Annotated in this window: 27 protein-coding genes and 1 pseudogene; 21 read left to right on the forward strand and 7 right to left on the reverse strand. The window is 42.6% G+C overall.

All coding sequences use genetic code 11. The features are described from left to right. Positions 1 to 213: 213 nt before the first annotated feature. Positions 214 to 534, reverse strand: coding sequence for a rhodanese-like domain-containing protein (locus TY49_RS16445; RefSeq protein ID WP_180321303.1), 321 nt, complete (start codon positions 532 to 534; stop codon positions 214 to 216). 236 nt (positions 535 to 770) lie between these two features. Here TY49_RS16445 and TY49_RS16450 point away from each other — a divergent pair, with 236 nt between their 5' ends. From TY49_RS16450 to TY49_RS16475, 6 genes and pseudogenes are all read left to right on the forward strand, one after another. Further along, complete coding sequence (locus TY49_RS16450; protein WP_041967000.1) at positions 771 to 1607, forward strand: lipoate--protein ligase family protein; 837 nt, start codon at positions 771 to 773, stop codon at positions 1605 to 1607. A gap of 355 nt (positions 1608 to 1962) precedes the next feature. After that, a pseudogene (locus TY49_RS16455) lies at positions 1963 to 2781 on the forward strand (ribonucleotide reductase barrel domain-containing protein); the annotation flags it as partial. A gap of 75 nt (positions 2782 to 2856) precedes the next feature. Beyond that, a complete protein-coding gene (locus tag TY49_RS23970) occupies positions 2857 to 3639 on the forward strand; it encodes an HNH endonuclease (RefSeq protein WP_052442214.1) in 783 nt (260 codons plus the stop codon). Between the two features lie 251 nt (positions 3640 to 3890). Beyond that, complete coding sequence (locus TY49_RS16465; RefSeq protein WP_084135520.1) at positions 3891 to 5654, forward strand: vitamin B12-dependent ribonucleotide reductase; 1764 nt, start codon at positions 3891 to 3893, stop codon at positions 5652 to 5654. 99 nt (positions 5655 to 5753) lie between these two features. After that, positions 5754 to 6779, forward strand: coding sequence for a spore photoproduct lyase (gene splB, locus TY49_RS16470; RefSeq protein ID WP_041967001.1), 1026 nt, complete (start codon positions 5754 to 5756; stop codon positions 6777 to 6779). A 91-nt stretch (positions 6780 to 6870) separates the two neighbouring features. Further along, positions 6871 to 7755, forward strand: a complete 885-nt coding sequence (locus TY49_RS16475; protein WP_041967002.1) for a patatin-like phospholipase family protein — start codon at positions 6871 to 6873, stop codon at positions 7753 to 7755. A 26-nt stretch (positions 7756 to 7781) separates the two neighbouring features. Here the strand turns inward: TY49_RS16475 and TY49_RS16480 are convergent, their stop codons facing one another. After that, the gene (locus TY49_RS16480) at positions 7782 to 8153 is read right to left on the reverse strand and encodes an SA1362 family protein (RefSeq protein WP_041967003.1); all 372 of its coding nucleotides are present in this window, start codon (positions 8151 to 8153) and stop codon (positions 7782 to 7784) included. 295 nt (positions 8154 to 8448) lie between these two features. Between TY49_RS16480 and TY49_RS16485 the strand changes: the two genes are divergently transcribed. The 4 genes from TY49_RS16485 to efp all read left to right on the forward strand — a co-directional run bounded on the left by TY49_RS16485 (position 8449) and on the right by efp (position 11133). Further along, positions 8449 to 8964: a YqhR family membrane protein gene (locus TY49_RS16485; protein ID WP_041967004.1), complete on the forward strand. Its 516-nt coding sequence runs from the start codon at positions 8449 to 8451 to the stop codon at positions 8962 to 8964. Positions 8965 to 9042: 78 nt separating this feature from the next. Further along, positions 9043 to 9489: a type II 3-dehydroquinate dehydratase gene (gene aroQ / locus TY49_RS16490; protein ID WP_041967005.1), complete on the forward strand. Its 447-nt coding sequence runs from the start codon at positions 9043 to 9045 to the stop codon at positions 9487 to 9489. 3 nt (positions 9490 to 9492) lie between these two features. After that, positions 9493 to 10554, forward strand: coding sequence for a M24 family metallopeptidase (locus tag TY49_RS16495; protein WP_041967006.1), 1062 nt, complete (start codon positions 9493 to 9495; stop codon positions 10552 to 10554). A gap of 21 nt (positions 10555 to 10575) precedes the next feature. Beyond that, positions 10576 to 11133 carry an elongation factor P gene (gene efp / locus TY49_RS16500; RefSeq protein ID WP_041967007.1) on the forward strand — a complete coding sequence of 186 codons (558 nt, stop codon included), beginning with the start codon at positions 10576 to 10578 and terminating at the stop codon, positions 11131 to 11133. Between the two features lie 116 nt (positions 11134 to 11249). Here the strand turns inward: efp and TY49_RS16505 are convergent, their stop codons facing one another. The 3 genes from TY49_RS16505 to TY49_RS24735 form a co-directional block, all read right to left on the reverse strand. Beyond that, the gene (locus TY49_RS16505) at positions 11250 to 11615 is read right to left on the reverse strand and encodes a rhodanese-like domain-containing protein (RefSeq protein WP_041967008.1); all 366 of its coding nucleotides are present in this window, start codon (positions 11613 to 11615) and stop codon (positions 11250 to 11252) included. Positions 11616 to 11958: 343 nt separating this feature from the next. Continuing rightward, positions 11959 to 12624 (reverse strand): SIMPL domain-containing protein, encoded by a 666-nt coding sequence (locus tag TY49_RS16510; protein ID WP_041967009.1) that lies wholly within the window; start codon positions 12622 to 12624, stop codon positions 11959 to 11961. 109 nt (positions 12625 to 12733) lie between these two features. Next, positions 12734 to 12886, reverse strand: coding sequence for a hypothetical protein (locus TY49_RS24735; protein WP_156972708.1), 153 nt, complete (start codon positions 12884 to 12886; stop codon positions 12734 to 12736). Between the two features lie 217 nt (positions 12887 to 13103). Between TY49_RS24735 and spoIIIAA the strand changes: the two genes are divergently transcribed. Genes spoIIIAA through TY49_RS16550 form a run of 8 tightly spaced genes read left to right on the forward strand, consistent with a single transcriptional unit; the run spans position 13104 to position 18245 of the window. Then, positions 13104 to 14027: a stage III sporulation protein AA gene (gene spoIIIAA, locus TY49_RS16515; RefSeq protein ID WP_041967010.1), complete on the forward strand. Its 924-nt coding sequence runs from the start codon at positions 13104 to 13106 to the stop codon at positions 14025 to 14027. Then, positions 14024 to 14542, forward strand: coding sequence for a stage III sporulation protein SpoIIIAB (gene spoIIIAB / locus TY49_RS16520; protein ID WP_041967011.1), 519 nt, complete (start codon positions 14024 to 14026; stop codon positions 14540 to 14542). The genes spoIIIAA and spoIIIAB overlap by 4 nt, the downstream gene beginning before the upstream one ends. Before the next feature lie 19 nt (positions 14543 to 14561). Further along, positions 14562 to 14768 (forward strand): stage III sporulation protein AC, encoded by a 207-nt coding sequence (spoIIIAC, locus tag TY49_RS16525; RefSeq protein ID WP_009794945.1) that lies wholly within the window; start codon positions 14562 to 14564, stop codon positions 14766 to 14768. A 14-nt stretch (positions 14769 to 14782) separates the two neighbouring features. Continuing rightward, positions 14783 to 15172 carry a stage III sporulation protein AD gene (spoIIIAD, locus tag TY49_RS16530; protein WP_173401223.1) on the forward strand — a complete coding sequence of 130 codons (390 nt, stop codon included), beginning with the start codon at positions 14783 to 14785 and terminating at the stop codon, positions 15170 to 15172. Positions 15173 to 15204: 32 nt separating this feature from the next. Then, complete coding sequence (spoIIIAE, locus tag TY49_RS16535) at positions 15205 to 16404, forward strand: stage III sporulation protein AE (protein WP_041967012.1); 1200 nt, start codon at positions 15205 to 15207, stop codon at positions 16402 to 16404. 13 nt (positions 16405 to 16417) lie between these two features. Next, the gene (gene spoIIIAF / locus TY49_RS16540; RefSeq protein WP_041967013.1) at positions 16418 to 17047 is read left to right on the forward strand and encodes a stage III sporulation protein AF; all 630 of its coding nucleotides are present in this window, start codon (positions 16418 to 16420) and stop codon (positions 17045 to 17047) included. Further along, a complete protein-coding gene (gene spoIIIAG, locus TY49_RS16545; RefSeq protein WP_041967014.1) occupies positions 17037 to 17696 on the forward strand; it encodes a stage III sporulation protein AG in 660 nt (219 codons plus the stop codon). Before spoIIIAF ends, spoIIIAG begins: the two co-directional genes overlap by 11 nt. Positions 17697 to 17699: 3 nt before the next feature. Then, complete coding sequence (locus tag TY49_RS16550; RefSeq protein WP_041967015.1) at positions 17700 to 18245, forward strand: SpoIIIAH-like family protein; 546 nt, start codon at positions 17700 to 17702, stop codon at positions 18243 to 18245. A 71-nt stretch (positions 18246 to 18316) separates the two neighbouring features. Here TY49_RS16550 and TY49_RS16555 read toward each other — a convergent pair whose 3' ends face one another. Further along, positions 18317 to 18514, reverse strand: coding sequence for a hypothetical protein (locus TY49_RS16555; protein ID WP_041967016.1), 198 nt, complete (start codon positions 18512 to 18514; stop codon positions 18317 to 18319). 105 nt (positions 18515 to 18619) lie between these two features. Then, positions 18620 to 20098, reverse strand: coding sequence for a methyl-accepting chemotaxis protein (locus TY49_RS16560; RefSeq protein ID WP_041967017.1), 1479 nt, complete (start codon positions 20096 to 20098; stop codon positions 18620 to 18622). 207 nt (positions 20099 to 20305) lie between these two features. Between TY49_RS16560 and accB the strand changes: the two genes are divergently transcribed. The 3 genes from accB to TY49_RS16575 are packed head-to-tail and all read left to right on the forward strand — an operon-like array spanning position 20306 to position 22599. Continuing rightward, a complete protein-coding gene (gene accB, locus TY49_RS16565) occupies positions 20306 to 20806 on the forward strand; it encodes an acetyl-CoA carboxylase biotin carboxyl carrier protein (protein ID WP_041967018.1) in 501 nt (166 codons plus the stop codon). A gap of 12 nt (positions 20807 to 20818) precedes the next feature. Further along, on the forward strand, positions 20819 to 22174 hold the full coding sequence (accC, locus tag TY49_RS16570; protein ID WP_041967019.1) for an acetyl-CoA carboxylase biotin carboxylase subunit: 1356 nt from the start codon (positions 20819 to 20821) through the stop codon (positions 22172 to 22174). 14 nt (positions 22175 to 22188) lie between these two features. Next, complete coding sequence (locus tag TY49_RS16575; protein ID WP_041967020.1) at positions 22189 to 22599, forward strand: Asp23/Gls24 family envelope stress response protein; 411 nt, start codon at positions 22189 to 22191, stop codon at positions 22597 to 22599. Positions 22600 to 22751: the final 152 nt, after the last annotated feature.

Genomic DNA, 22751 nt, shown 5'->3' on the forward strand with positions numbered 1-22751 from the left:
GAACATGATGTCACTTCGGATAAAACTAAGGGGAAGAGCTGAGATTTTGTCCGAACCTGGTGTGACTTCGGACAAAACCAGGTGGATAAGCAGAAGTTTTGTCCGAACCTAGCATGAATTTTGTCTCTGGACTATTCAATATTACGGATTTCTAAGAAAAAATACTAAACCCCCCAGCATTCGTGCTGAGGGGTAATTTTATGGGATGATTGCTTATTTAGCTTTGACTTTGCCGCCCCATTTTTTGAAGCCGCCTTGTAGATGGTTCAGATCCTTATAGCCTTTTTTGTAAAGCAGCTGTGCAGCACGTCCGCTGCGGGATCCGCTCTGGCAGTAAAGGTAGACTGGCTTGTCCGGTCTGATTTCCTTCAGGCGTGTCTTAAGCTGGGTAAGCGGGATATTTCTGGCGCCTAAAATGTGTCCACCAGCGAATTCATTCGGTTCACGGACATCAATTAACTGCGCTTTACGATAACCTGCAATAAATTCTTCCTCTGTCAGGGTCTTGAGGATTTTCTTCTGGCGGAAATACATAAACACAGAGTAAAGAATAACCGCAACTGTTAGGACGATTAAAAAGATAAGTGTATCCAAAACATATTTCTCCTTTCAAGCTTAGCTGAGCCACTTTTAATTATATAAGCCTTCATGGCAGAGAGCAAAGGAAATTACTAAATTTCTTTAAATCAACTTGCTTTGCTTTTGAAATTTATTTTGTTAGACTAAAAAAATCTTAACTTTAAACTATTTTTAAATGGGGTTAAATTCGTATGAATAAAGAGGTATGGGGATTTATTGATTCAGGAGACTGTTCACCTTCTTTTAACATGGCGTTGGATGAGGCCTTGCTTGATTGGCATGGTGCAGGAAAACTTCCTCCAGTGGTCCGTTTTTATGGTTGGAGTCCGGCGACACTCTCAGTGGGTTATTTTCAAAAGATCGAAAGAGAAATTGATATGGAGGCTGTGAAGCAGCACGGTCTTGGTTTTGTAAGGAGACCTACTGGCGGCAGGGGCGTTCTGCATGAACATGAACTTACATACAGCGTAATCGTAACTGAAGAACACCCAGAAATGCCAAAAACGGTAACAGAAGCATACCGGGTGATATCGGAAGGGATTTTACAAGGGTTCCAGAAGTTAGGACTGGAAGCTTATTTTGCTGTACCGAAAACTTCTTCTGAAAAAGAAGCATTGAAAAACCCGCGGTCGGCAGTTTGTTTTGATGCACCAAGCTGGTATGAGCTTGTTGTTGAGGGCCGTAAAGTGGCAGGCAGCGCACAGACCCGGCAAAAAGGGGTTATCCTTCAGCATGGTTCTATTTTGCTTGATTTAGATGAGGATAAGCTTTTCAGTTTATTCAAATATCCGAATGACCGTGTTAAGGAGAGAATGCAAAAGGCCTTTAAAACAAAAGCTGTTGCCATTAATGAGATCAGCAACCGCAAGATTAATCTTGAAGAAGCGAAGAAAGCATTCAAGGAAGGTTTTGAAGAAGGCTTGGGAATTATTTTGGAGCCATACACTTTAAGTGACAATGAATTGGATTATGTAAATACACTGGCCAAAAATAAGTACGAATCTGATGAGTGGAATTTTAAAAGATAAAAATATTTAAAAGCGGATTTTCCGCTTTTTTTGTTTGTATCCAGTATTTTCTAGGCTTTGAGGATTTATAAAAAAGTGCAACCCTCGAAATTTGTTGTTTTTTATCATTTACTGGAGATATTCTATCTTTCTCTCTTTATATCTCTATTTTTTAATAGTTTTCATGTTTGACAAAAATACTATCATTTGACCTTAACACCATATATAGTATTGTCGAAAATAAAAAATACACTATATATTGATTTTTGGTGTTTCGATATGATAACGTAAGGGTAATTCAAAAATGCAGCTAGAATTACATAGTTCTAGTAATCCATTAGAGAAAAGATTTAAAACCGTAGAAGGAGTTGTAGAAATGTCTGTAACTATTGGACAAAAAATGAGCCTGGATGTAGAAAGCCTGAACAAGGATATTAAGCTGTTCCCGCAGGTTCACCCGATTACCTCTGACATGAAACTTACCCACAAAGGCGTCTCCCGACTAGTCATGCTGGATCGCTATACTTTTAAAGACACTGAAAAAATCACTCTTTCAAATGGTGATTTCGTCGTCCTTACCATCAAAGAGGATCCAAAATTTCCGGCACGCGGACTTGGATTCATACAAGATATTGATTGGGAGAACAAAAAAGCCAAAGTGCTTGTAGACGAAGAATTCCGCGGTGTGCTGGATGACCCGGAAGAAGCAGCAACCGGCGTGATCACAAAGTCACTGGACGTCATCGAGAAGCCGCTGGAAGTATTCTACGAACAAATCGCAAAACGTAATGCGACAGGGCTTGCAGCTGTTGAAAAAACAGAGGAAAAGCGCCAGGAATGGTTTGAAAAGTTCTATCAAGAGCTTGTATCAATGAACTTCATCCCCGCAGGTCGTGTACTATACGGAGCAGGCGCGGAAACAGATGTTACCTACTTCAACTGTTATGTAATGCCATTTGTAAAAGATTCACGCGAAGGAATTTCCGAGCACCGTAAGCAGGTCATGGAAATCATGAGCCGCGGCGGTGGAGTAGGAACGAATGGTTCAACATTAAGACCGCGCAACACACTAGCCAAGGGCGTAAACGGGAAATCTTCCGGATCGGTCTCGTGGCTTGATGACATTGCCAAGCTAACACATTTAGTTGAGCAGGGCGGGTCAAGACGTGGAGCGCAAATGATTATGCTGGCGGATTAACTAAATGACATTCTAAGTTAAAACTGGTAAGATTGACATGAGAACAAACGTTCGTTAAAAGGAGGACGTTTCATGAATCTGACCAGAGAATTTCTTTATCAAAAGTATATTCACGACAAAAAGAGCTTAAAAGAGATAGCTGAAGAAACAGGGCTGCCAATTACGACAATCAAATCAAGGCTTAGAAGGTTCGGTATTAGAAAAAAACCAATTAAACTGGGCAATGAGATATACGATAATCGTGATTGGCTATATGAAGAATACATTGTTAAAAGAAAGGGATATACTGTACTTGCTAATGAACTAGGGGTAAGTTATTCAACGATTTTAGATCGGATTCTTTTCTTTGGATGGGAGTTGAGGGGCCATAATGAAATTGATAAAGGTGCTCCAAGAAGAGGGACAAAACATACTCCTGTTTCCATAGAGAGAATAAAGTCGACTAGGATAAAGAAACGAGTATACTTTGAATGCTTTCAGTGTGCTCAAACTACTGAAAGGGTACGCTCAGGATATTCCCGTTCAGGTAAGAAGTTTTGTACTTATACTTGTTACAAGAATTACCTGAAAGAAAATAGAGTGGAAACAATTGATATAACTGATTCTGCACTCTATAAGGAATGGCGTAAAAAAGTATATGCTCGTGATAACTTTAGGTGTAAGATGCCTGGTTGTAACTCTAATTCTAGAGATATTGCTGCTCACCATATTTATCCCAAAAAGCTTTTCCCTGAAAAGCAATTTCTTTTAAACAATGGAATCACACTCTGTAAAAACTGTCATGAAAAAACTTATGGTAAAGAAAGTAACTTTATAGATGCACTAGTCCGCGTCGTTCAGACAATGAACGACTAGAAAATCGGGTGAATTGCAGGGAACTCCTTAGAGGCAGGCAAGCCACAACGTGACTGGAAACGGTGAGCGTGAGGGCTTAAAAATTGCTTGCATTGGACAATCTGCAGCCAAGCGTCATTGGGCAAAGGTAATGGCGAAGGTTCAACGACTAGAGAGTGAGTCCCAACAATAAACTCTCACAAGCGCCCGACCCCTAACAGATCATGCTGAGGGTGATGATATAGTCTAGTCCGGCTGCAGAGCAGCGAAATATTCCGAAAGGAACGGTATATACGTGGCATCCTGACATTGTAGAATTCATCATTTCAAAAATGCAAAACCCAAGGATCCTTCGCTTCCTGATTGAAAGCACAAATGATGAATCAATCAAGAAAATGGCGAAGGAAAAGTTGAAATTTACACCACTGACGTTGCAGGAAGAAGCAATGTACCAGGGAATCGTGAACTATAAGAGCATCCCAGGTTACGGTGGATTCAGTGCAGATATCATCAAAGCGGCTGAAGAAAAGCTTGCTACAGGCGGAACCTATACCGTCCATAACTCAGAATTCCTTACAGGTGCGAATATCTCCGTCACTCTGACTAAGGATTTCATGGACGCGGTCGATAACGATGCAGATTATGAACTTCGCTTCCCAGATGTCGAAAGCTATGATGCTGAGACAATGAAGGTTTATAACGAAGAATGGCATAAAATCGGTGATGTTCGCGAGTGGGAAAAGCTCGGATATAAAGTGCGTACCTATAGAAAAATCAAAGCGAAAGAATTATGGAACCTGATCAATATCTGTGCGACATACTCAGCAGAACCAGGCATCTTCTTTATCGACAATGCCAACGACATGACAAACGCACAGGCATATGGACAGAAAGTTGTAGCGACAAATCCGTGTGGAGAACAGCCTCTCGCACCAAATTCTGTCTGCAACCTCGCTGCCGTTAACCTTGCAGAAATGGCGGACAAGGATACAAAGACAGTTAACTTTGAGAAATTGAAGCGTACTGTAGAAGTTGGCGTGCGCATGCAGGACAATGTCATTGATGCGACTCCTTACTTCCTTGAAGATAATAAGAGACAAGCATTGGGTGAACGCCGTGTCGGTCTTGGTGTCATGGGACTTCACGATCTTCTGATTTACTGTGAAACAGAATACGGTTCTGAAGCAGGAAACCAGCTTGTCGATAAGGTATTTGAGACAATTGCGACTTCTGCCTACAGAGCATCTGTAGAATTGGGCAAGGAAAAAGGCAGCTTCCCATTCCTTCAGGGTGGTTCAGAAGAAGAAACAAACAGACTTCGTAAGGCATTCACAAACACTGGCTTTATGAAGAAAATGCCTGAAGATATTCGTGAGTCAATCCTTGAAAATGGTATTCGCAACTCACACTTGCTGACTGTTGCTCCGACGGGATCAACTGGTACCATGGTTGGCGTATCAACAGGACTTGAGCCTTACTTCAGCTTCTCTTACTTCCGCAGCGGCCGTCTTGGCAAGTTCATCGAAGTGAAGGCTGATATCGTTCAGGAATATCTTGACCGCAATCCGGAAGCTGATCCTGAGAATCTGCCGAACTGGTTCGTATCAGCAATGGAATTGGCTCCTGAAGCACATGCTGATGTTCAATGTGTCATCCAGCGCTGGATTGACAGCTCAATCAGCAAGACGGTCAACGCACCGAAGGGTTATAGTGTTGAGCAGGTTGAAAAAGTTTATGAGCGCCTTTATAAAGGTGGAGCGAAGGGCGGAACTGTTTATGTAGACGGCTCCCGCGATTCCCAAGTATTGACGCTAAAAGCGGAAGAAAACACGATGGAAGAGGAAATCGACAAGAAAGAAAGACAAAAGCAGCATGTTGTCCTTGTTGATACAATCAATGAATTGCGTTCAACCAATGTAACGATCGGCTCTGAAGTCGGCAATACATGCCCGGTTTGCCGCAAGGGTGAGGTAAAAGAAATCGGCGGCTGCAATACATGCACTAACTGTAACGCACAGCTAAAATGTGGATTATAATATGACCCAAAGAGGATGGAAATATTTTTTCCATCCTCTTTTTTCATTTCTGCCCATACTAACAATATTGACTATATGGAATGAAATGAGGAAATTGAAATGAAAGCTTTTGTACCACAGCTTGTATACATTGAGCCAAGGGCGTTGGAATACCCGCTTGGGCGGGAGCTAAAGGAGAAGTTCGAGAAGATGGGACTAGAAATCAAGGAGACTACTTCGCATAACCAGGTTCGCGGCATACCTGGAGAGAATGAACTGCAGCAATACCGGAATGCGAAATCGACACTTGTTGTTGGTGTGAGGAAGACTTTGAAATTCGATACCTCAAAACCCTCAGCTGAATATGCGATCCCGCTTGCGACCGGGTGCATGGGCCATTGCCATTACTGTTATCTGCAGACTACCCTTGGAAGCAAGCCTTATATCCGCACATATGTGAACCTTGATGAAATCTTCGATCAGGCGCAAAAATACATGGACGAAAGAAAGCCGGAAATCACAAGGTTTGAAGCGGCATGTACATCAGATATCGTCGGAATTGACCATTTAACTCACGCATTAAAGAAAACAATCGAATTTTTCGGAGAGTCGGAATATGGGCAATTAAGGTTTGTGACTAAATATCATCATGTCGATCACCTGCTTGATGCAAAACATAATGGTAAAACAAGATTTCGTTTCAGCGTCAATGCCCGTTACGTGATCAAAAACTTTGAACCTGGAACATCATCCTTTGATGAAAGACTGGAGGCGGCCAGAAAGGTGGCAAAAGCAGGTTACCCGCTTGGCTTTATCGTTGCGCCAATTTATATCCATGAAGGCTGGAGAGAGGGCTATCACGAATTATTTGAAAGACTTAGCCATTCCCTTGAAGGTATCGATCTGACTGGCCTAAGCTTTGAGCTTATTCAGCATCGTTTCACTAAGCCTGCAAAAAATGTGATTCAAAAGCGATATCCTAAATCCAAGCTTGAAATGGATGAAGAGAAACGAAAATATAAGTGGGGACGTTACGGGATAGGGAAGTACGTCTACCAGACCGATGAAGCAAAGGATCTTGAGTCAACAATCCGGGGTTATATCCATTCATTTTTCCCTGAAGCCGAGATTCAATATTTCACATAAAGCTGAAATTTTTAACTTGTACGCCGTACTATTTTATAAATTGAGCGCTTAAAGATGTAAAGATGGGATTACATCGACGGGAGTTGCTCATATGTATATTGACGGCGTTTTTTCCGGCGGAGGAATTAAAGGATTAGCATTGGTGGGTGCCTGTGCCGCAATTGAAGAACGGGGATTCCGTTTTAAAAGGGTTGCCGGAACTAGTGCGGGATCATTGATAGCTGGCTTGATCGCCGCTGGCTACACTAGCACAGAGATGGCCAATCTTTTGGATGAACTCGACCTGAAGAAATTTCTCGATTCGAGAAAAACGGTCATCCCAACTGCGTTGACTAAGTGGCTGTTTGTTTACTGGCGGCTTGGGCTTTATAAAGGTGATGAATTGGAGTGCTGGATAGCAGATATATTGGCTGCCAGAGGGCTGCGCACTTTTGGGGATCTTGCTCCGGATGCATTAAGGATCATCGCGTCTGACCTTACGAATGGCCGGCTGCTAATCCTCCCTGATGATCTACCGAAATATGGTGTTTATCCGAGAACCTTTCCTGTAGCAAGGGCCATCAGAATGAGCTGCAGTCTTCCGTTCTTCTTCGAGCCGGTAAAGCTGCGTGACCGAGTTGGCATAAATATCGTAGTTGATGGTGGAGTGTTAAGCAATTTTCCAATGTGGTTATTTGATAAGGATAATGTAAAAAAAGTCAGGCCGGTACTTGGAGTCAAACTGAGCCAAAATCATATCCAGCAGCCTACCAACAAAATCAAGAACGCCCTGAATATGTTCGAAGCTTTGTTTGAGACGATGAAGGATGCACATGACTCCCGATATATTTCCAGGAAACATGAAAAGAATATCATTTTCATACCGACAGAAGGGAACTTGACTACTGAATTCCAGCTTTCAGATGAAAAGAAGCAGGAATTGATTGATCTTGGGAAACAGAACGCTGAAAAATTCTTTAAATCCTGGTGTTATTAATTCAATAAAACATAAAAAAATCGAGCTTAGAACGAAGCCCGATTTTTTTTCCTGTTCTTTTTACCTTCTATGACCGTTAAATGTGACGCATCCTTCGTTTTGTTGCGCGCGGATGCGAGCGACCTTATTTTTGAACGTTTAGAGGAAGCGTTTGCGTCTTTTGTCTGGAAACGCTTTTTCGAACGCTTTGCTGCTTTTTGGAATGCACGTTGCTGCTGCCGCCCCGAACCAGAAGTTGTCAGGCGGGTGACGAGGAAATAAATTAACGCACCAACCAGGGCGATTGTTGCAAGCGTTATAAGGATACTTAAAGGATCGGTAAATAACTTAAAGGCGAAACCAAAGATTGCAAGAACGATCAGTCCTGAAACAATATACGTAGAAGTACGATTCTTCAATGAAAGCCACCTCCCTACTAGCATCATGAGCAATTTTTCCAGCTTTTAAACTTGCCAACGATTACTTTATACAAATTCTCCGATTTTATACTCTTCTCCTGCTACTTTTTCCTTTTTTAAAAGCGCTTTAAACGAGACCTTCGCGTTTTATATTATTGCAGCCACTTGTTCTGTTACTCTTATTTTACTAAAAATTAGCACAAACCTCTATATAGAGGACAGCCGATGCAGCAATTTTTCCAGATGTGCAATTGATTGATCTGTCCGGGACATACTAAGTATGGAGGTGCAACTTATGGCAGAAAATCAAGAAAACCTTGAACAGAATCAAAGGGAAAAACCAATGTCTTTCATCGCGATGAGCATTATCACCGGGTTGTTTGGAGGGATTTTTTGGAGTGCGCTTGCTTATTTAGCCTATATCTTTCACTTTACCGAAATCCGTCCGAACGTCATTCTCGAGCCCTGGGCTCTGGGAGAATGGAAGGAGCAATGGCTTGGTACGGTTATATCCATTGTAGTGATTGGTCTTTTTTCAACGGGCGCGGCTCTTGTGTATTATGCACTAATGAGAAAGCTTAAATCCATATGGGCTGGTGCTGCATTCGGGTTGGCGCTGTTTTTCCTTGTTTTCTATGTGCTCAATCCGCTGTTTCCTGGTATTAAACCATTCTGGGACTTGTCAAAGAACACGTTAATCACATCGATTTGCTTTTATGTTCTTTACGGTGTTTTTGTTGGTTATTCAATATCATATGAAGAAAATGAAAATCGCAACAGTGAGAATAATCAGCAGGAAGTTACCTCCTGAGCGTCTCGTGGTAGTTTTAACGAAATCAATTGTGATAGAATGTTCTTATTGAACATTCTTTTTTTACGGGAGCCTGTCATGAAAAAAATACTTATGCTCAATGGCCCAAACTTGAACCGTTTGGGGAAAAGAGAACCCGGAATATACGGTGTCAGGTCTTTGGAGGATTTGGAAAAACGGATGGTCCAGCTTGGGGTGGTAAGCAAGATTGAGGTAATTTGCTTCCAATCGAATCATGAAGGAGATCTGATTGACAAACTCCATGAGGCAGAAGACACTGGTATGGATGGCATTATTTTTAACCCAGGAGCCTTTACGCATTATAGCTACGCCATCAGGGATGCGATTGCAGGGATTAATTGTCCTGTTATCGAAGTACATATTTCCAATGTTTATCAAAGAGAGGAATTCAGGCACAAATCGGTGATTGCCCCAGTATCAAAGGGGCAGATTGCTGGTCTTGGCTTTCTTGGCTATGAATTGGCGCTTGAAGCATTCAAAAGAGAAGCAAAAGGGGAGGAATAGGTTATGGAAAAAATTCAAAAATTGCGCGAGAGCTTTCAAAGGCTCGGAATTGATGGAATGCTGGTCACAAGTGATTACAACCGCAGATATATGGCAGGGTTCACTGGTTCTGCCGGCATGGTGCTGATCAGTGCAGATAAAGCATTATTCATCACGGATTTCAGGTACACCGAGCAGGCTGCAAAACAATGCGAAGGGTACGAGGTGGTCCTGCATAAAGGACTTATTCAGGATGAAGTGGCGGCACAAGCCAAAAACCTGGGAATCAAAAAGCTCGGCTTTGAAGAAAACCATGTTACATTTTCAGCTTATAAAACTTTCGATAAGGGTGTGGAAGCTGAATTAGTGCCCGTATCAGGGGAAATCGAAAAGTTACGCTTGATTAAGACTGATTCAGAGATTAAGATATTAAAGGAAGCAGCAGCCATCGCAGATGCTGCGTTTACACATATACTTGAGTTTATTCGTCCGGGCAGGACAGAGCTGGAAGTATCAAATGAACTGGAATTCTTCATGAGAAAACAGGGAGCAACATCCTCTTCATTCGATATCATTGTAGCTTCAGGCTACCGTTCAGCACTTCCACACGGAGTAGCAAGTGACAAAGTGATAGAAGCAGGGGACTTTGTAACCCTGGATTATGGTGCATATTATAATGGATATGTATCTGATATTACCCGTACATTAGCAGTAGGCAGCCCTTCAGACAAGCTAAAGGAAATCTATGATATTGTACTTGAAGCCCAACTTCGCGGAATGGCAGGCATTAAGCCGGGCATGACGGGCAAGGAAGCTGATGCGCTTACCCGCAACTTTATCACGGAAAAAGGATATGGAGAGTATTTTGGCCATTCTACAGGCCATGGAATTGGACTAGAAGTACATGAAGGACCTGCTCTTTCTTTCAGATCCGATACCGTCCTTGAACCAGGTATGGTTGTGACTGTTGAGCCAGGAATCTATATTGCTGGACTTGGCGGAGTAAGGATAGAGGATGATACTGTTATTACGAAAGACCATAATGAGTCACTGACACATTCTACTAAGGAACTCATCATATTATAAGACACATTAGGAGGACAAATAATGATTTCAGTTAACGATTTCCGTACAGGTTTAACGATCGAAGTGGACAATGGAATTTGGCGTGTACTTGATTTCCAACACGTAAAGCCAGGAAAGGGAGCGGCTTTCGTACGCTCAAAGCTTCGCAACCTTCGTACAGGAGCGATCCAGGAAAAAACTTTCCGCGCTGGTGAGAAAGTAGCGAAAGCACAAATCGAGAACCGCAAAATGCAATACCTGTATGCTAGCGGCGACCAGCACGTATTCATGGACAATGAGTCTTACGAGCAAATTGAATTGCCAGGCACTTATATTGAATATGAGTTGAAATTCCTTAAGGAAAACATGGAAGTATACATCATGCAATTCGGTCACGAGACTCTTGGTGTCGAGCTTCCAAACACTGTTGAGCTTGAAGTAACAGAAACAGAACCTGGTATCAAAGGTGACACTTCTTCTGGCGGTACTAAGTCTGCGACATTAGAAACCGGCCTTACAGTACAGGTTCCATTCTTCATTAACCAGGGTGACAAACTTATCATCAACACAACAGATGCATCTTATGTTTCTCGTGCTTAAATTCATAAGTAAAAGACCTGCTGAAAAGCAGGTCTTTTTATATGGAAAAAGCATCTCATAACCGAGATGCTTAATTTCGGTGCTTGTCATAGTTGATCAAATAGCTTGCGCATTTCTTATTTCTCAATCTCAAATTTCCATTCATTCATACCGCCGGTCATATTATAAATATTCTTGAAGCCATTTTCCACGAGGATTCCGCTTGCCTGCGTAGAGCGGTTGCCGCTGCGGCAGACAACTAAATATTTTTGGTCTTTATCCAGCTCGGAAAGCATGCTCTCAATGACTTGCAATGGAACTAATTTCGCTCCTGGAATATGTCCTGCTGCGAATTCCTCAGGTGTACGTACATCCAAAACCTGAGCATCTCCACTATCTATCAATTCTTTTGCCTCATCGACTGAAACATCAGTATAGGAACCGCCACTCGAACAGCCAGTAATCAGTAATATTAACATAAATGCCGCAAATAATTTCTTCATGATGATCTCTCCTTAATAAATACATATAGAGGTATTTTAACTTAAAAATATTCAAGTGGATATAGACAAATTGTGTCAGCTGAGGTTTGCATGTTCAGCTTATACCTTTATACCACAAAAAAAGCCAGGCAATACGCCTGACTTTTGTAGATTAATTAACTAGGCTGTTTTCGTAAAGATTGTTTTTAAAATCCTAAAGCCCACTTTAACGTGATAAAAAGCCATTTTGTAGTTCGGTATTAAGTGTGCAAGCTCTCTTCTCATAATAATTTTTTTGTGAAGAAACATAGGTCAATCAATCCTATTTTGTAGTTAATAGCAACAAAGCTTAAGAAAAGAGCCATTAACTAATATATGTTCCTGTTACAGTGGCTTTGATTTCCAATTGTCCTGGTTCAATCGGTGTCCCGCTCCCGCTGCTTGTATCTAATGAAGCAACCAGGAAGGGACCTGGTGAACCTTTCTGTGTTTCTTCGGTAATCGTGAGAGGGGAGATGGCGGTTTGGATTCCTAATGTCCTAGCTATAGTTTGGGCTTTGTTGTATGAATCAACCACTGCCATTGAAAGTGCCCGATTGTACAATTCCTGAGGCTCTGCAACTGAAAATTGTATATTCATGATCTCGTTTGCACCATTTTCAACAGCGGTGTCGATGATCAAGCCTGCCTGGGTGAGATTCCTTATCGTGATACTGTACAGATGTGTGACGCGATATCCCTGAAAGAATTGCTTGCCGTCCTCGTAGGTGTAGATCGGATCGATCCGGAAATCGGCCGTTTTAATATCATCCTTAGCAATCCCAAGGTTCTGTAGGGCTGCTAACATTCCATTAGATTTTTCGGCATTTTCAGCCTGTGCAGTTTGCAGGTTTTGATTTTCTGTCCGAACGCCAACCGTTGCTGTCGCCCTGTTTGGCGCAGCGAACACAGAACCTTCTCCACTAACAGTGATCTTCTTTCCATTTCCGTTACTGTTGCTACGGTAGCCTGTGTACATTCCATTACCCATCCATCATCCCTCCACACTACTTTTTCTTTTACCTATTTCTATGTTGTTATTGAAAAACAAATAACGGTCATAGAAAAAAGCATGGAAAGGATAAAAGGAACTGAATGTTTTACTCGCCAGCTCCAGGTGCTTTGTCAGTGTCATTCTTGTTATTATATTTGGTGTCTGTCATCGGTGATTCCTTTGGACTTCTGCCGCCTCCAAGGTATGAAGCCCGGTCGTCTCTCTGGACTTTCTGGAACTTCTTGTGATCCTCATTCATGTTTATCAACTCCCTTCCAATACTATTCTTTTCGTTTAAAAGTCATATTATTTCGCTTTGGGTGATGCAGCACAAAGATTTTCTAAAAAAATTGATGATCATTGTATTTGATCAAACACTCGACAAAATCTCCCTGTCAACCATTCACAAATCTGCCGGTCATAAAGTGGCCAAGCAGGCATACATATTAAGTAAGCGTATGTCAGGAGGATCGATGATGGACGATATCTTATCTTTTTTGCCGAAACGAATTGCGGAATTGCTGGATGCAGTGCCTCCTAATGACAAAGATGGAATGGAAGAAGTGCGGATACGGATTAACCGTCCGCTTGAAATAACGGTAAGAGGAAAGCCACAATTCCTGCCGTATATCATTCCGCCTGAGGATGCTGTCCAGCTATTGAACAAGCTAGGGCATTTTTCTATGTATACCTTGGAGGAAGAATTAAAGCGTGGCTATATCACCATTGCTGGAGGTCATCGTGTCGGTCTTGCAGGAAAGGTAATCCTTGAAAATGGCTTTGTTAAAGCAATCAGGGATATCTCATCCTTTAATCTGAGGATTGCAAGAGAAAAAATTGGGATCGCAGAGCCGTTGCTTCCATACATTTACCAGAATGGCTGGAAGCATACGATGATAATTGGCCCGCCCCAAACAGGAAAGACCACATTGCTCAGGGATATAGCGAGGATGATTTCCAGCGGAATTCCAGATAAAAAATTACCTCCTCTAAAAGCTGGCATTGTGGATGAGAGATCGGAAATAGCAGGTTGTGTAAAAGGGGTTCCTCAACTTACATTTGGACCAAGAGTAGATATCCTGGATTCTTGCCCTAAGGCCGAGGGGATGATGATGATGATCCGCTCAATGAGCCCCGATGTTCTAATCGTTGATGAGATTGGCCGCAAAGAAGACGGAGAAGCAATTCTTGAAGCCGTTAATGCAGGAATAAAATTGATCATGACAACACATGGAGATTCGCTAGAGGATATCCGAAAAAGGCCAACTTTGAAACCAATTCTGGAGATGGGGATATTTGATAGATTTGTGGAGCTTGGAAGAATTTCTGGCCCGGGAACAATCACCTCGATCAGGGAAGCAAGCGGCAAAGAAATTCGCCAAAAAGTGAGAGTGACATAAATGATAAAATAATTGGCGCTATTTTAATTATCCTTGCCACGACTTGGACAGGTTTCGAGGCATCGAGGCACCTTAGCGAGCGCCCAAGACAGCTTCGGCTCCTGAAGTCGGCATTGCAATCTTTGGAGGCAGAAATCATGTATGGTCATACACCGCTGCATGATGCATCGAGGAAGCTCGCTGCCCAGATGTCTAAGCCTTTATCATGGTTTTTTGAAGCTTTTTCTAAAAAGCTGACAGAATCCGATACAACGGTGAAAGCCGCATGGGAAGAAAGCCTGAAAGAAGTATGGAAACTGACAGCCTTCAAACAGGGAGAGTTTGAGATCATGAAGCAATTTGGGGAGACGCTCGGCAGGCATGACCGGCATTCACAGCAAAAACAAATCCTGCTGACGATCTCCCATCTGGAAAGAGAAGAAGCAGATGCCTGCGAAAAACAAATGAAATACGAAAAAATGGTGAAAAGTATCGGCTTTTTATCTGGCTTACTATTAATCATCTTACTGATATAGCGTTTAGGAGGAGGACAAGATGGGACTTGAAGTGGATATTATTTTTAAAATCGCAGGTGTAGGCATCGTCGTTGCATTTTTACACACTATTCTCGATCAGGTGGGAAAGAAGGAATATGCACAGTGGGTAACCTTGTTTGGATTCATCTACATCCTTTTCATGGTCGCTTCGATTGTCGACGATCTCTTTCAAAAAATTAAATCTGTTTTCCTATTTCAAGGATAAGGGAGGGCTTTGCCATTGAAATCCTTCAAATAACAGGTGTAGCACTGATCGCGACTTTCCTGGCCCTGATTGTAAAGGAACAAAAGCCAAACTTTGCTTTCTTGCTGATCGTGTTCACTGGTTCAGCTATTTTCCTTTTTCTTGTTGATCAAATCTACCAGATCATATCAATGATCCAGAAGCTGGCGGCGAATGCAAAAGTAAATCTCGTTTATGTGGAAACAATCCTGAAAATCATCGGAATCGCCTATATTGCCGAATTCGCGGCCCAAATCACTAAGGATGCAGGCCAGGGTGCCATTGCTTCAAAAATAGAATTAGGCGGAAAAATTCTTATTTTGGCAATGGCCATTCCGATTCTCACTGTAATGATCGAAACAATCATTCGCTTGATTCCGGGCTGATCGCGAGCCTTTTCTTAAAGAGGTGACTATAGTTGAAGCAGCGTTTGCAGTTCATACTTGGTATTGTATTGATCCAGCTATTTTTTTTCATTCCGGGTGTACAAGCTGCTGGTGACGAAGAGAAAACCAGCACATTGATCAATCCGGATAAAATCGCCGGAGCCCAGCTTGAGGACTTGAATATCGATGAACTGAAAGGATTCTGGGAGGATATCATCAATAAATATGATGGCTATTTACCAGAAAGCCAGAAAGGAAGTCTATATGATTTCATCAGCGGTGAAAAAAAGTTTTCACTGAAAGAATGGTTCAAAGGCATACTGAACTTTGCATTCCATGAGTTTATCGTCAATGGGAAATTGTTAGGTTCGCTGATATTGCTCACCGTATTCAGCATGTTTCTTCAAGCCCTGCAAAATTCCTTTGAAAAAAGCACGATCAGCAAGGTTGCCTATTCAATTGTGTTCATGGTTCTCATCATAATTGCGCTCAACAGTTTCCACGTGGTGGTTGATTATACAAATGACACGATAAGTACAATGATTCAATTCATCCTGGCATTGATTCCGCTGCTCCTGGCCCTGATGGCTACATCTGGCGGCCTGATTTCAGCGGCTTTTTTCCATCCAGTTATTCTTTTTATGATGAACACCAGCGGCATGTTCATCCAGTATGTCGTGCTGCCGCTCTTATTTCTTTCGACACTACTGAGTATTGTCAGCATTCTGTCAGACCATTACAAGGTCACACAGTTGGCCAGTATGCTCCGTAACTGGAGTGTCGGGCTGCTGGGGATTTTACTGACCGTATTTCTGGGTGTCATTTCCGTCCAGGGGGCTTCCTCGGCAGTTACAGATGGAGTCACTGTAAAGACGGCTAAATTCATTACCGGCAATTTTGTTCCGGTTATCGGACGAGTGTTCACCGATGCGACGGACACTGTCATCAGCGCCTCGATGCTGCTTAAGAATACAGTAGGTCTGGCGGGTGTGGCTATTTTGCTAATTATAGCTGCTTTTCCAGCAGTGAAAATTCTAATGGTCGCGTTTATTTATAAATTCGCAGCCGCTATCCTGCAGCCTTTGGGAGGCGGACCAGTCATTACCTGTCTGGATATTATCAGCAAAAGTATCATCTATGTTTTTGCTGCGCTGGGGATTGTTTCTTTAATGTTTTTCCTGACGATCACGGTCATTATTGCCGCTGGAAATCTTACGATGATGGTGAGGTAAGGGGGGAGAAGAAATGGATTTTATTAAAGAGTGGATTACCAATATTATTATCTTCATTCTCCTGGCGACTGTCCTTGACATGCTGCTGCCTAATTCTAGCTTCCAGAAATATACGAAAATTGTCACCGGATTGATTTTGATTGCCATCATCCTGTCCCCGGTCATGAAACTGTTTACTTCAGACTTTGAATCAGCCATCGCTTCAATGGGCCAATTCAATAGTTTGGAGGATGAAAATATAAAAAATTCAATAGAATTTCAGAAAAAAGAAATACAAGCATCCCAGCATGCATATATTTTAGAAACAATGGCTGTCCAATTGAAAACAGCCGCAGAGGAGGAGTTGATGGAGCAGCAAGGAATGGAGATTGCTAATATCGAGCTTGAAGTAAATGATCAGGATCAGCGGCCTTTCCCTGAGAACCTGGAGTATGTCATCGTGCATGTGAAGAAAGCCGAAGATGAGGGAGAGACTGTGGCAGTAGTAAGAGAAGTAGAAATTGATACGAAAGCACCCCTTCCATCAAAACAAACCTCTCAGAATACAGATCAAATATCTTCTCTTCTGTCAGAGAAATGGAATGTTCCTGAAAAGTCTATTCAAATAATGATAGAAGGGGGGAGTGACGAGCATGGACAATGAGAAGGGTCCACTAAGTTGGCTTAAGAAGCAATTGAGCGGCAAGGATGGACCGCCAGAGAAGAAATCTGGCAAATACCAATACTTAATGATTGTCGTCCTGTTCGGGGCAGCAATCATGCTCATAGGCAATATCCTTGGAGACCAGAATCCTGATATGGCGGTTACAGCCACTAAGGAGGCAGAGACTCAAGAGGATGCAGCCGTCTTCGGGCAAAAGAAATCGGCAGGAAATGACGTCATTTCCGAGTATGAAGAGGCTTATGAAGCTCAGCTGACAGAAATGCTCGAAGGTATAAATGGCGTCGGGGATGTCACAGTCTTCGTAAACGTAGATGCCACTGAAAAAAAGGTTCTGGAGAAGAACACGGTCATCCAGTCACAGACGACAGATGAAACCGATCGTGAAGGCGGCAAACGCAAAGTTCAGGACGCTTCACAGGATGAGCAGCTAGTCATCATCCGCAATGGTGAAAAAGAAGTTCCTATCGTTCTGGAGACAAAGAAGCCGGAAATCAGGGGTGTCCTAGTAGTAGCCAAGGGTGCCGAAAATATACAAGTGAAAAAGTGGATTATCGAGGCCGTCACAAGGGCTTTGGATGTACCAAACCATCGTGTGGCAGTCATGCCTAAAAAATCTAAGGGGGAATAATAGATGTTATTAAAAAAGCAAACAGTTTGGTTATTGACAATGTTAAGTCTTGTAGTGGTGCTGTCGGTGTATTATATCACTTCACCTGAACAGCAAAAAGCGGACCTGGCCGGTGTCGAAGAGCAAAAGGCAGAAGAAAAAGAGACGGCAGCAACAGAATCCAAGGATGGAAAAACAGTCATCTCTGGCGTTGCAAGCGATGAAAAGTTTGAGGCGCTTCGTATGAAGCTTGAAGAACAGCGCACTAAAATGAAGGAAGACCTACAGGCAATTGTTGCTTCTACAGACCTGCCTGCTCAAGACCGGAGCGATGCAATTGAAAAGATGAACGAGCTTGATGAAGTAGCTCAAAAGGAATTTACTCTTGAAACATTGATCAAGTCAATGGGTTATGAAGATGCACTTGTCCGTGCGGACGGTGAAAATGTCCGAATCACAGTAAAAGCTCAGGAACATTCAGCATCTGCTGCTAACGAAATCATCCAGATGGTGCGCACAGAGCTTGGATCATTACAGCCAGTCGCTGTACAATTTGAGCCTGTAAAATAAAAGAACAATAAGTAAAAGGGAAGGCGAAGGCCTTCCCTTTATTTCTTTATAAGAAAGTATAAAATTTAGATTCAAATTAGTGTCCAGCTCCAGCGCCTAGCCCCTCGAGTCGCTTGTCTAGTGTCGCCTCCTAGAAACTCCGAAACTTCAACTCTGCCGGCAGAAGCAAAAAGCGCTTCTTTGTCAGAGTCTCCAGTTTCTGCGTTTCTGGCCAGTCGGCTATACTTTTCGGTTTCGGTCCTGTCAATGAAGTCAAAGAACGACTTCACTGTCAGGTCCTCTGAGGCACACGACGTGCCAACCTGCCAGCCACAGGATGTGGCGTTATAGGCGGGCAGCGCTTGTCGGGGCTGACCAAGGCGCTTGCGCTTTTCTTATTGCTGCAGCTTAATTAAGTTATCCAGTGATTGATGTGCTGCTTCAACGGATTTAAATAAATGTTCATGATGTTCACTCTGCGAAATAGCTGATGATGAAATTTCCTCCAACGCAGCGCTTGCCTGCTGGATGACTGAGCTGAAGCCTGTAATGGAACTTTCGATTGCCATCGAGGAATCCAAGATAGTTTTTGTCAGTCCTTCCTGCTCAGAAATATCGCTCTTCAAAACTTTGAAAGTTTGGTGAATTGTTTTAAATGCTTCCATTGTTTCTGCTGCTAATTCTAGGTTTTGTGTAAGTGTTTCAGCCGTCAGGTTGACTCCTTCTTTTGTTTTAGTTGAATCACTCATGACGCTTTTTAAGTTTTCGGTAATTTGGTTCGCTGTATTACTTGTGATGTCAGCGAGCTTTCTTACTTCTTCGGCAACGACGGCAAATCCTTTGCCACTGTCTCCTGCACGAGCTGCCTCAATTGATGCGTTCAGTGCCAGCAAATTAGTTTGGGAAGCAATTCCCTGGATATCAGCTGCAAAGCTGGTTGTTTCCTTAATCAACGCGGAAAGAGACAAGATGTGTGTATTGACATTCTGCATATTTTCATAGGAAGCTGTCAATTCTGAAATAAGGCTGGACATTAGCTCATCGCCTTTATCTGAGACCTTTTCGGCACCCATCGCATCCTGATGCAGTTTTTTGACAAGCGCAGATGTCCTCGAGATGACCTGATTGGTTTTTTCAAGGGATTGGGTAATGTCCACAACTGAATCAGATTGGATATTGATTCCTGCAGATATTTCTGTCACAGATTGGGTCATTTCAATGGAAGATTGATAATTTTCCTTGCTCTTGAATCTCACATCATCTATCAGCTTTGCAATGCTCCTTGTATTGCTTTCGATTACTTTGCGTGTCTCTAAATCTTTCATCAATAGACTCTGTGTTTCCTGCTGTGCTGATTCAATCGTTTGAGCGAGCTTTTTGGAGATGGAAAACTGGAAGCCAAGCATGACTGTGACCAGCATATACAATAGATAAATGGTTACATAATTTTTCGTTTCTAAAGGCAGCTCGTTGTTATGCATCAATGTGAATGCCGTAATAATTACAAACCCGAGACCGGAAGCCAAGATCAGTAATTTCCTGTCCATGTAGATCGCTGCGGCTGCAAGGATAAAATAAATAAGGGTATAGGCAGTAGGTGAAACGCTAGTTTCCATAATTAAAAACAGCACAGCGGAAACTATGACAACGGAAAGATAAGGGATGAAATTCGTTAGCTTTTTGGTATAGTGGAGCATTGCGACAACTCCGACTCCGGCTCCACCTCCAACTATGATTGAAAGAATCACTGCAAGTTCCTTTTGCATTGCAATATCAACAACTGTCGCCAAAATGACAGACACCAAAGTGGCTTTGACGATTAAAGAATTTTTTCTTTCCAAATCATCTCTCTTAATTTCTTCAATACTTTTCATCGATTGTATTCTCCTCTAAATTTCAAACTAATGTTATATTCGCTAGAAATTTCGGGATTCCTGTCGTATGAATTCACTTTTTTTTCAGAAAATATTAAAATAGAGAAGGAAGACAAGAAACAACGTTACATATTGAATTTTTACATGGTATTATCGTATAGTGTTAGTATCTAGTCTTAATTATGAAATGGACAAGGGGTGCCTAAGATGTTAAAAGTACAGGAAATCAGAGAGTTGATCAAATTAGTGGACCAATCAAGCATTGACGAATTTTCATATGAATATGAAGGATCAAAAATCAAAATGAAGAAGCATGGAGCAGTCAAATCTGTAGTTGAGCACGTTCAGCCAGCTGCCCCAGCACCTGCTCCACAGCAGGCAGTTCAGGAAGCGCCACGCACTGAGCCTAAGGTCGAAGCCGCAGCTGTGCAGGAAGTGAAGCAGGAAGAAATCCAGGATACTTCCAATTTACATAAGATCGTTTCACCAATGGTTGGGACTTTCTATCAATCTTCTTCTCCTGAAGCAGATGCATATGTAAAAGCAGGCTCAAAGGTCAGCAAAGATTCAATTGTATGCATAGTGGAAGCCATGAAGCTCTTCAACGAAATCGAAGCAGAAGTGAATGGGGAAATCGTTGAAGTTCTTGTTAAAGACGGCCAGCTGGTAGAATACGGCCAAGCTTTATTCCTGGTCAAGCCCGAATAAGGAGCGATATTGATGATAAAAAAATTACTGATAGCCAATAGAGGAGAAATCGCAGTCCGGGTCATCCGTGCCTGCAGGGAATTGGGAGTCGAATCCGTAGCTGTGTACTCCGAAGCAGACAAAGAATCACTTCATGTACAGCTTGCTGATGAAGCATATTGTATCGGTCCGAAAGCTTCAAAAGACAGCTATTTGAATTTCACGAATATTATCAGCGTAGCGAAATTGACTGGTTGTGACGCCATCCACCCTGGATATGGTTTCCTTGCTGAAAATGCAGATTTCGCTGAGCTTTGCAGAGAGTGCAACATCATTTTCGTCGGACCATCACCTGAAGCGATCCAAAAAATGGGAACTAAAGATGTCGCAAGGGAAACAATGAAGCAGGCAAATGTTCCAATCGTTCCTGGATCACAGGGGATCATTGAAAGCACGGAAGATGCTGTCAGCCTTGCTAACAACATCGGTTATCCTGTCATCATCAAAGCGACTGCTGGAGGCGGCGGTAAAGGAATCCGCGTTGCCAGGACGGAACAGGAGATGATTAAAGGGATCAATATCACCCAACAGGAAGCGATGACAGCATTCGGGAACCCGGGTGTTTATATTGAAAAATATATCGAAGACTTCCGACATGTTGAAATCCAGGTGCTTGCAGACAACTATGGCCATACGATCCATCTTGGCGAGCGTGATTGTTCGATCCAAAGGCGCTTGCAAAAGCTGCTTGAGGAAACACCATCACCTGCACTTGACGGGGAAATCAGGGCCGAAATGGGCGAAGCTGCGGTCAAAGCCGCAAAAGCAGTTGATTATACTGGCGCCGGCACGGTAGAATTTATTTATGATTATCGCAATCGTAAATTTTATTTCATGGAGATGAATACCCGGATACAGGTTGAACATCCTGTAACTGAAATGGTAACAGGCGTCGATTTGATCAAAGAACAGATCAAGATTGCATCAGGTGAAAGGCTGAACCTTAAGCAGGAAGACGTAGAGTTCAATGGATGGGCGATTGAATGCCGCATCAACGCAGAAAATCCTGCGAAAAACTTCATGCCATCAGCGGGTAAAATCAAAATGTATCTCCCTCCAGGCGGATTTGGTGTTAGAATAGACTCAGCGGCATATCCTGGTTATACGATCCCGCCTTACTATGATTCAATGATTGCGAAGGTCATTACTTATGGAAGCAGCCGGGAAGAAGCGATTGACCGCATGAAGAGAGCGCTTGGTGAGTTTGTGGTTGAAGGCATCCACACAACCATCCCGTTCCATCTCAAGCTGCTGAATCATGAGAAGTTCGTGGAAGGGCAGTTCAATACGAAATTTTTAGAAATGTATGATCTTATGACAGAAGAATAATAGGAGGTCTAGCCATGAGTGAACAGCAACATTTACTTGAAATGAGCAATGATGAAAACGGCTTAGGGAAAGTGGAAATTGCACCTGAAGTAATTGAAGTCATTGCAAGCATCGCTGCATCCGAAGTAGAAGGTGTCACGCAAATGCGCGGCAGCTTCGCGGCTGGAGTGGTTGAAAGACTAGGCAAGAAAAATCACGGCAAAGGTGTAAAGGTCGAGCTTGCCGAAGAAGGCATCAAGGTTGACGTTTATTGTGTCATGAAGTTTGGCGTTTCTATTCCTGTGGTTGCCCAAAAAATCCAGGATAACATCCGCCAGGCACTATTGAACATGACTGCACTCGATGCGACTGAAGTAAATATCCATGTAGTTGGCGTACAGTTCGAAAACCAAAAAGTAGAACCTGAAGTCGAACAAGAAGTTTAACCACCGAACCAAAGGCATAATTATGCATGCCTTTGGTTTTTTTTGTAGTCCGGGAAATTTTTAGTAATCCGCAGTTAGCTAGAGTTCGGACAGAATCTCGTAATGAAGAGGAAAATTTGTCCGAAGTGCACCCTTGTTCGGACAAAATCACG

This window comes from Mesobacillus selenatarsenatis SF-1, assembly GCF_000813125.1.
Lineage (GTDB): Bacteria > Bacillota > Bacilli > Bacillales > Cytobacillaceae > Mesobacillus > Mesobacillus selenatarsenatis.

Bases quoted from the DNA above. Each gene is read 5' to 3' on its own strand.
- TY49_RS16445 (WP_180321303.1), bottom strand. From the start codon at position 534: ATGTATTTCCGCCAGAAGAAAATCCTCAAGACCCTGACAGAGGAAGAA.
- TY49_RS16450 (WP_041967000.1), top strand. From the start codon at position 771: ATGAATAAAGAGGTATGGGGATTTATTGATTCAGGAGACTGTTCACCT.
- TY49_RS23970 (WP_052442214.1), top strand. From the start codon at position 2,857: ATGAATCTGACCAGAGAATTTCTTTATCAAAAGTATATTCACGACAAA.
- splB (WP_041967001.1), top strand. From the start codon at position 5,754: ATGAAAGCTTTTGTACCACAGCTTGTATACATTGAGCCAAGGGCGTTG.
- TY49_RS16475 (WP_041967002.1), top strand. From the start codon at position 6,871: ATGTATATTGACGGCGTTTTTTCCGGCGGAGGAATTAAAGGATTAGCA.
- TY49_RS16485 (WP_041967004.1), top strand. From the start codon at position 8,449: ATGGCAGAAAATCAAGAAAACCTTGAACAGAATCAAAGGGAAAAACCA.
- aroQ (WP_041967005.1), top strand. From the start codon at position 9,043: ATGAAAAAAATACTTATGCTCAATGGCCCAAACTTGAACCGTTTGGGG.
- TY49_RS16495 (WP_041967006.1), top strand. From the start codon at position 9,493: ATGGAAAAAATTCAAAAATTGCGCGAGAGCTTTCAAAGGCTCGGAATT.
- efp (WP_041967007.1), top strand. From the start codon at position 10,576: ATGATTTCAGTTAACGATTTCCGTACAGGTTTAACGATCGAAGTGGAC.
- TY49_RS16505 (WP_041967008.1), bottom strand. From the start codon at position 11,615: ATGAAGAAATTATTTGCGGCATTTATGTTAATATTACTGATTACTGGC.
- TY49_RS16510 (WP_041967009.1), bottom strand. From the start codon at position 12,624: ATGGGTAATGGAATGTACACAGGCTACCGTAGCAACAGTAACGGAAAT.
- TY49_RS24735 (WP_156972708.1), bottom strand. From the start codon at position 12,886: ATGAATGAGGATCACAAGAAGTTCCAGAAAGTCCAGAGAGACGACCGG.
- spoIIIAA (WP_041967010.1), top strand. From the start codon at position 13,104: ATGGACGATATCTTATCTTTTTTGCCGAAACGAATTGCGGAATTGCTG.
- spoIIIAC (WP_009794945.1), top strand. From the start codon at position 14,562: ATGGGACTTGAAGTGGATATTATTTTTAAAATCGCAGGTGTAGGCATC.
- spoIIIAF (WP_041967013.1), top strand. From the start codon at position 16,418: ATGGATTTTATTAAAGAGTGGATTACCAATATTATTATCTTCATTCTC.
- spoIIIAG (WP_041967014.1), top strand. From the start codon at position 17,037: ATGGACAATGAGAAGGGTCCACTAAGTTGGCTTAAGAAGCAATTGAGC.
- TY49_RS16550 (WP_041967015.1), top strand. From the start codon at position 17,700: ATGTTATTAAAAAAGCAAACAGTTTGGTTATTGACAATGTTAAGTCTT.
- TY49_RS16560 (WP_041967017.1), bottom strand. From the start codon at position 20,098: ATGAAAAGTATTGAAGAAATTAAGAGAGATGATTTGGAAAGAAAAAAT.
- accB (WP_041967018.1), top strand. From the start codon at position 20,306: ATGTTAAAAGTACAGGAAATCAGAGAGTTGATCAAATTAGTGGACCAA.
- accC (WP_041967019.1), top strand. From the start codon at position 20,819: ATGATAAAAAAATTACTGATAGCCAATAGAGGAGAAATCGCAGTCCGG.
- TY49_RS16575 (WP_041967020.1), top strand. From the start codon at position 22,189: ATGAGTGAACAGCAACATTTACTTGAAATGAGCAATGATGAAAACGGC.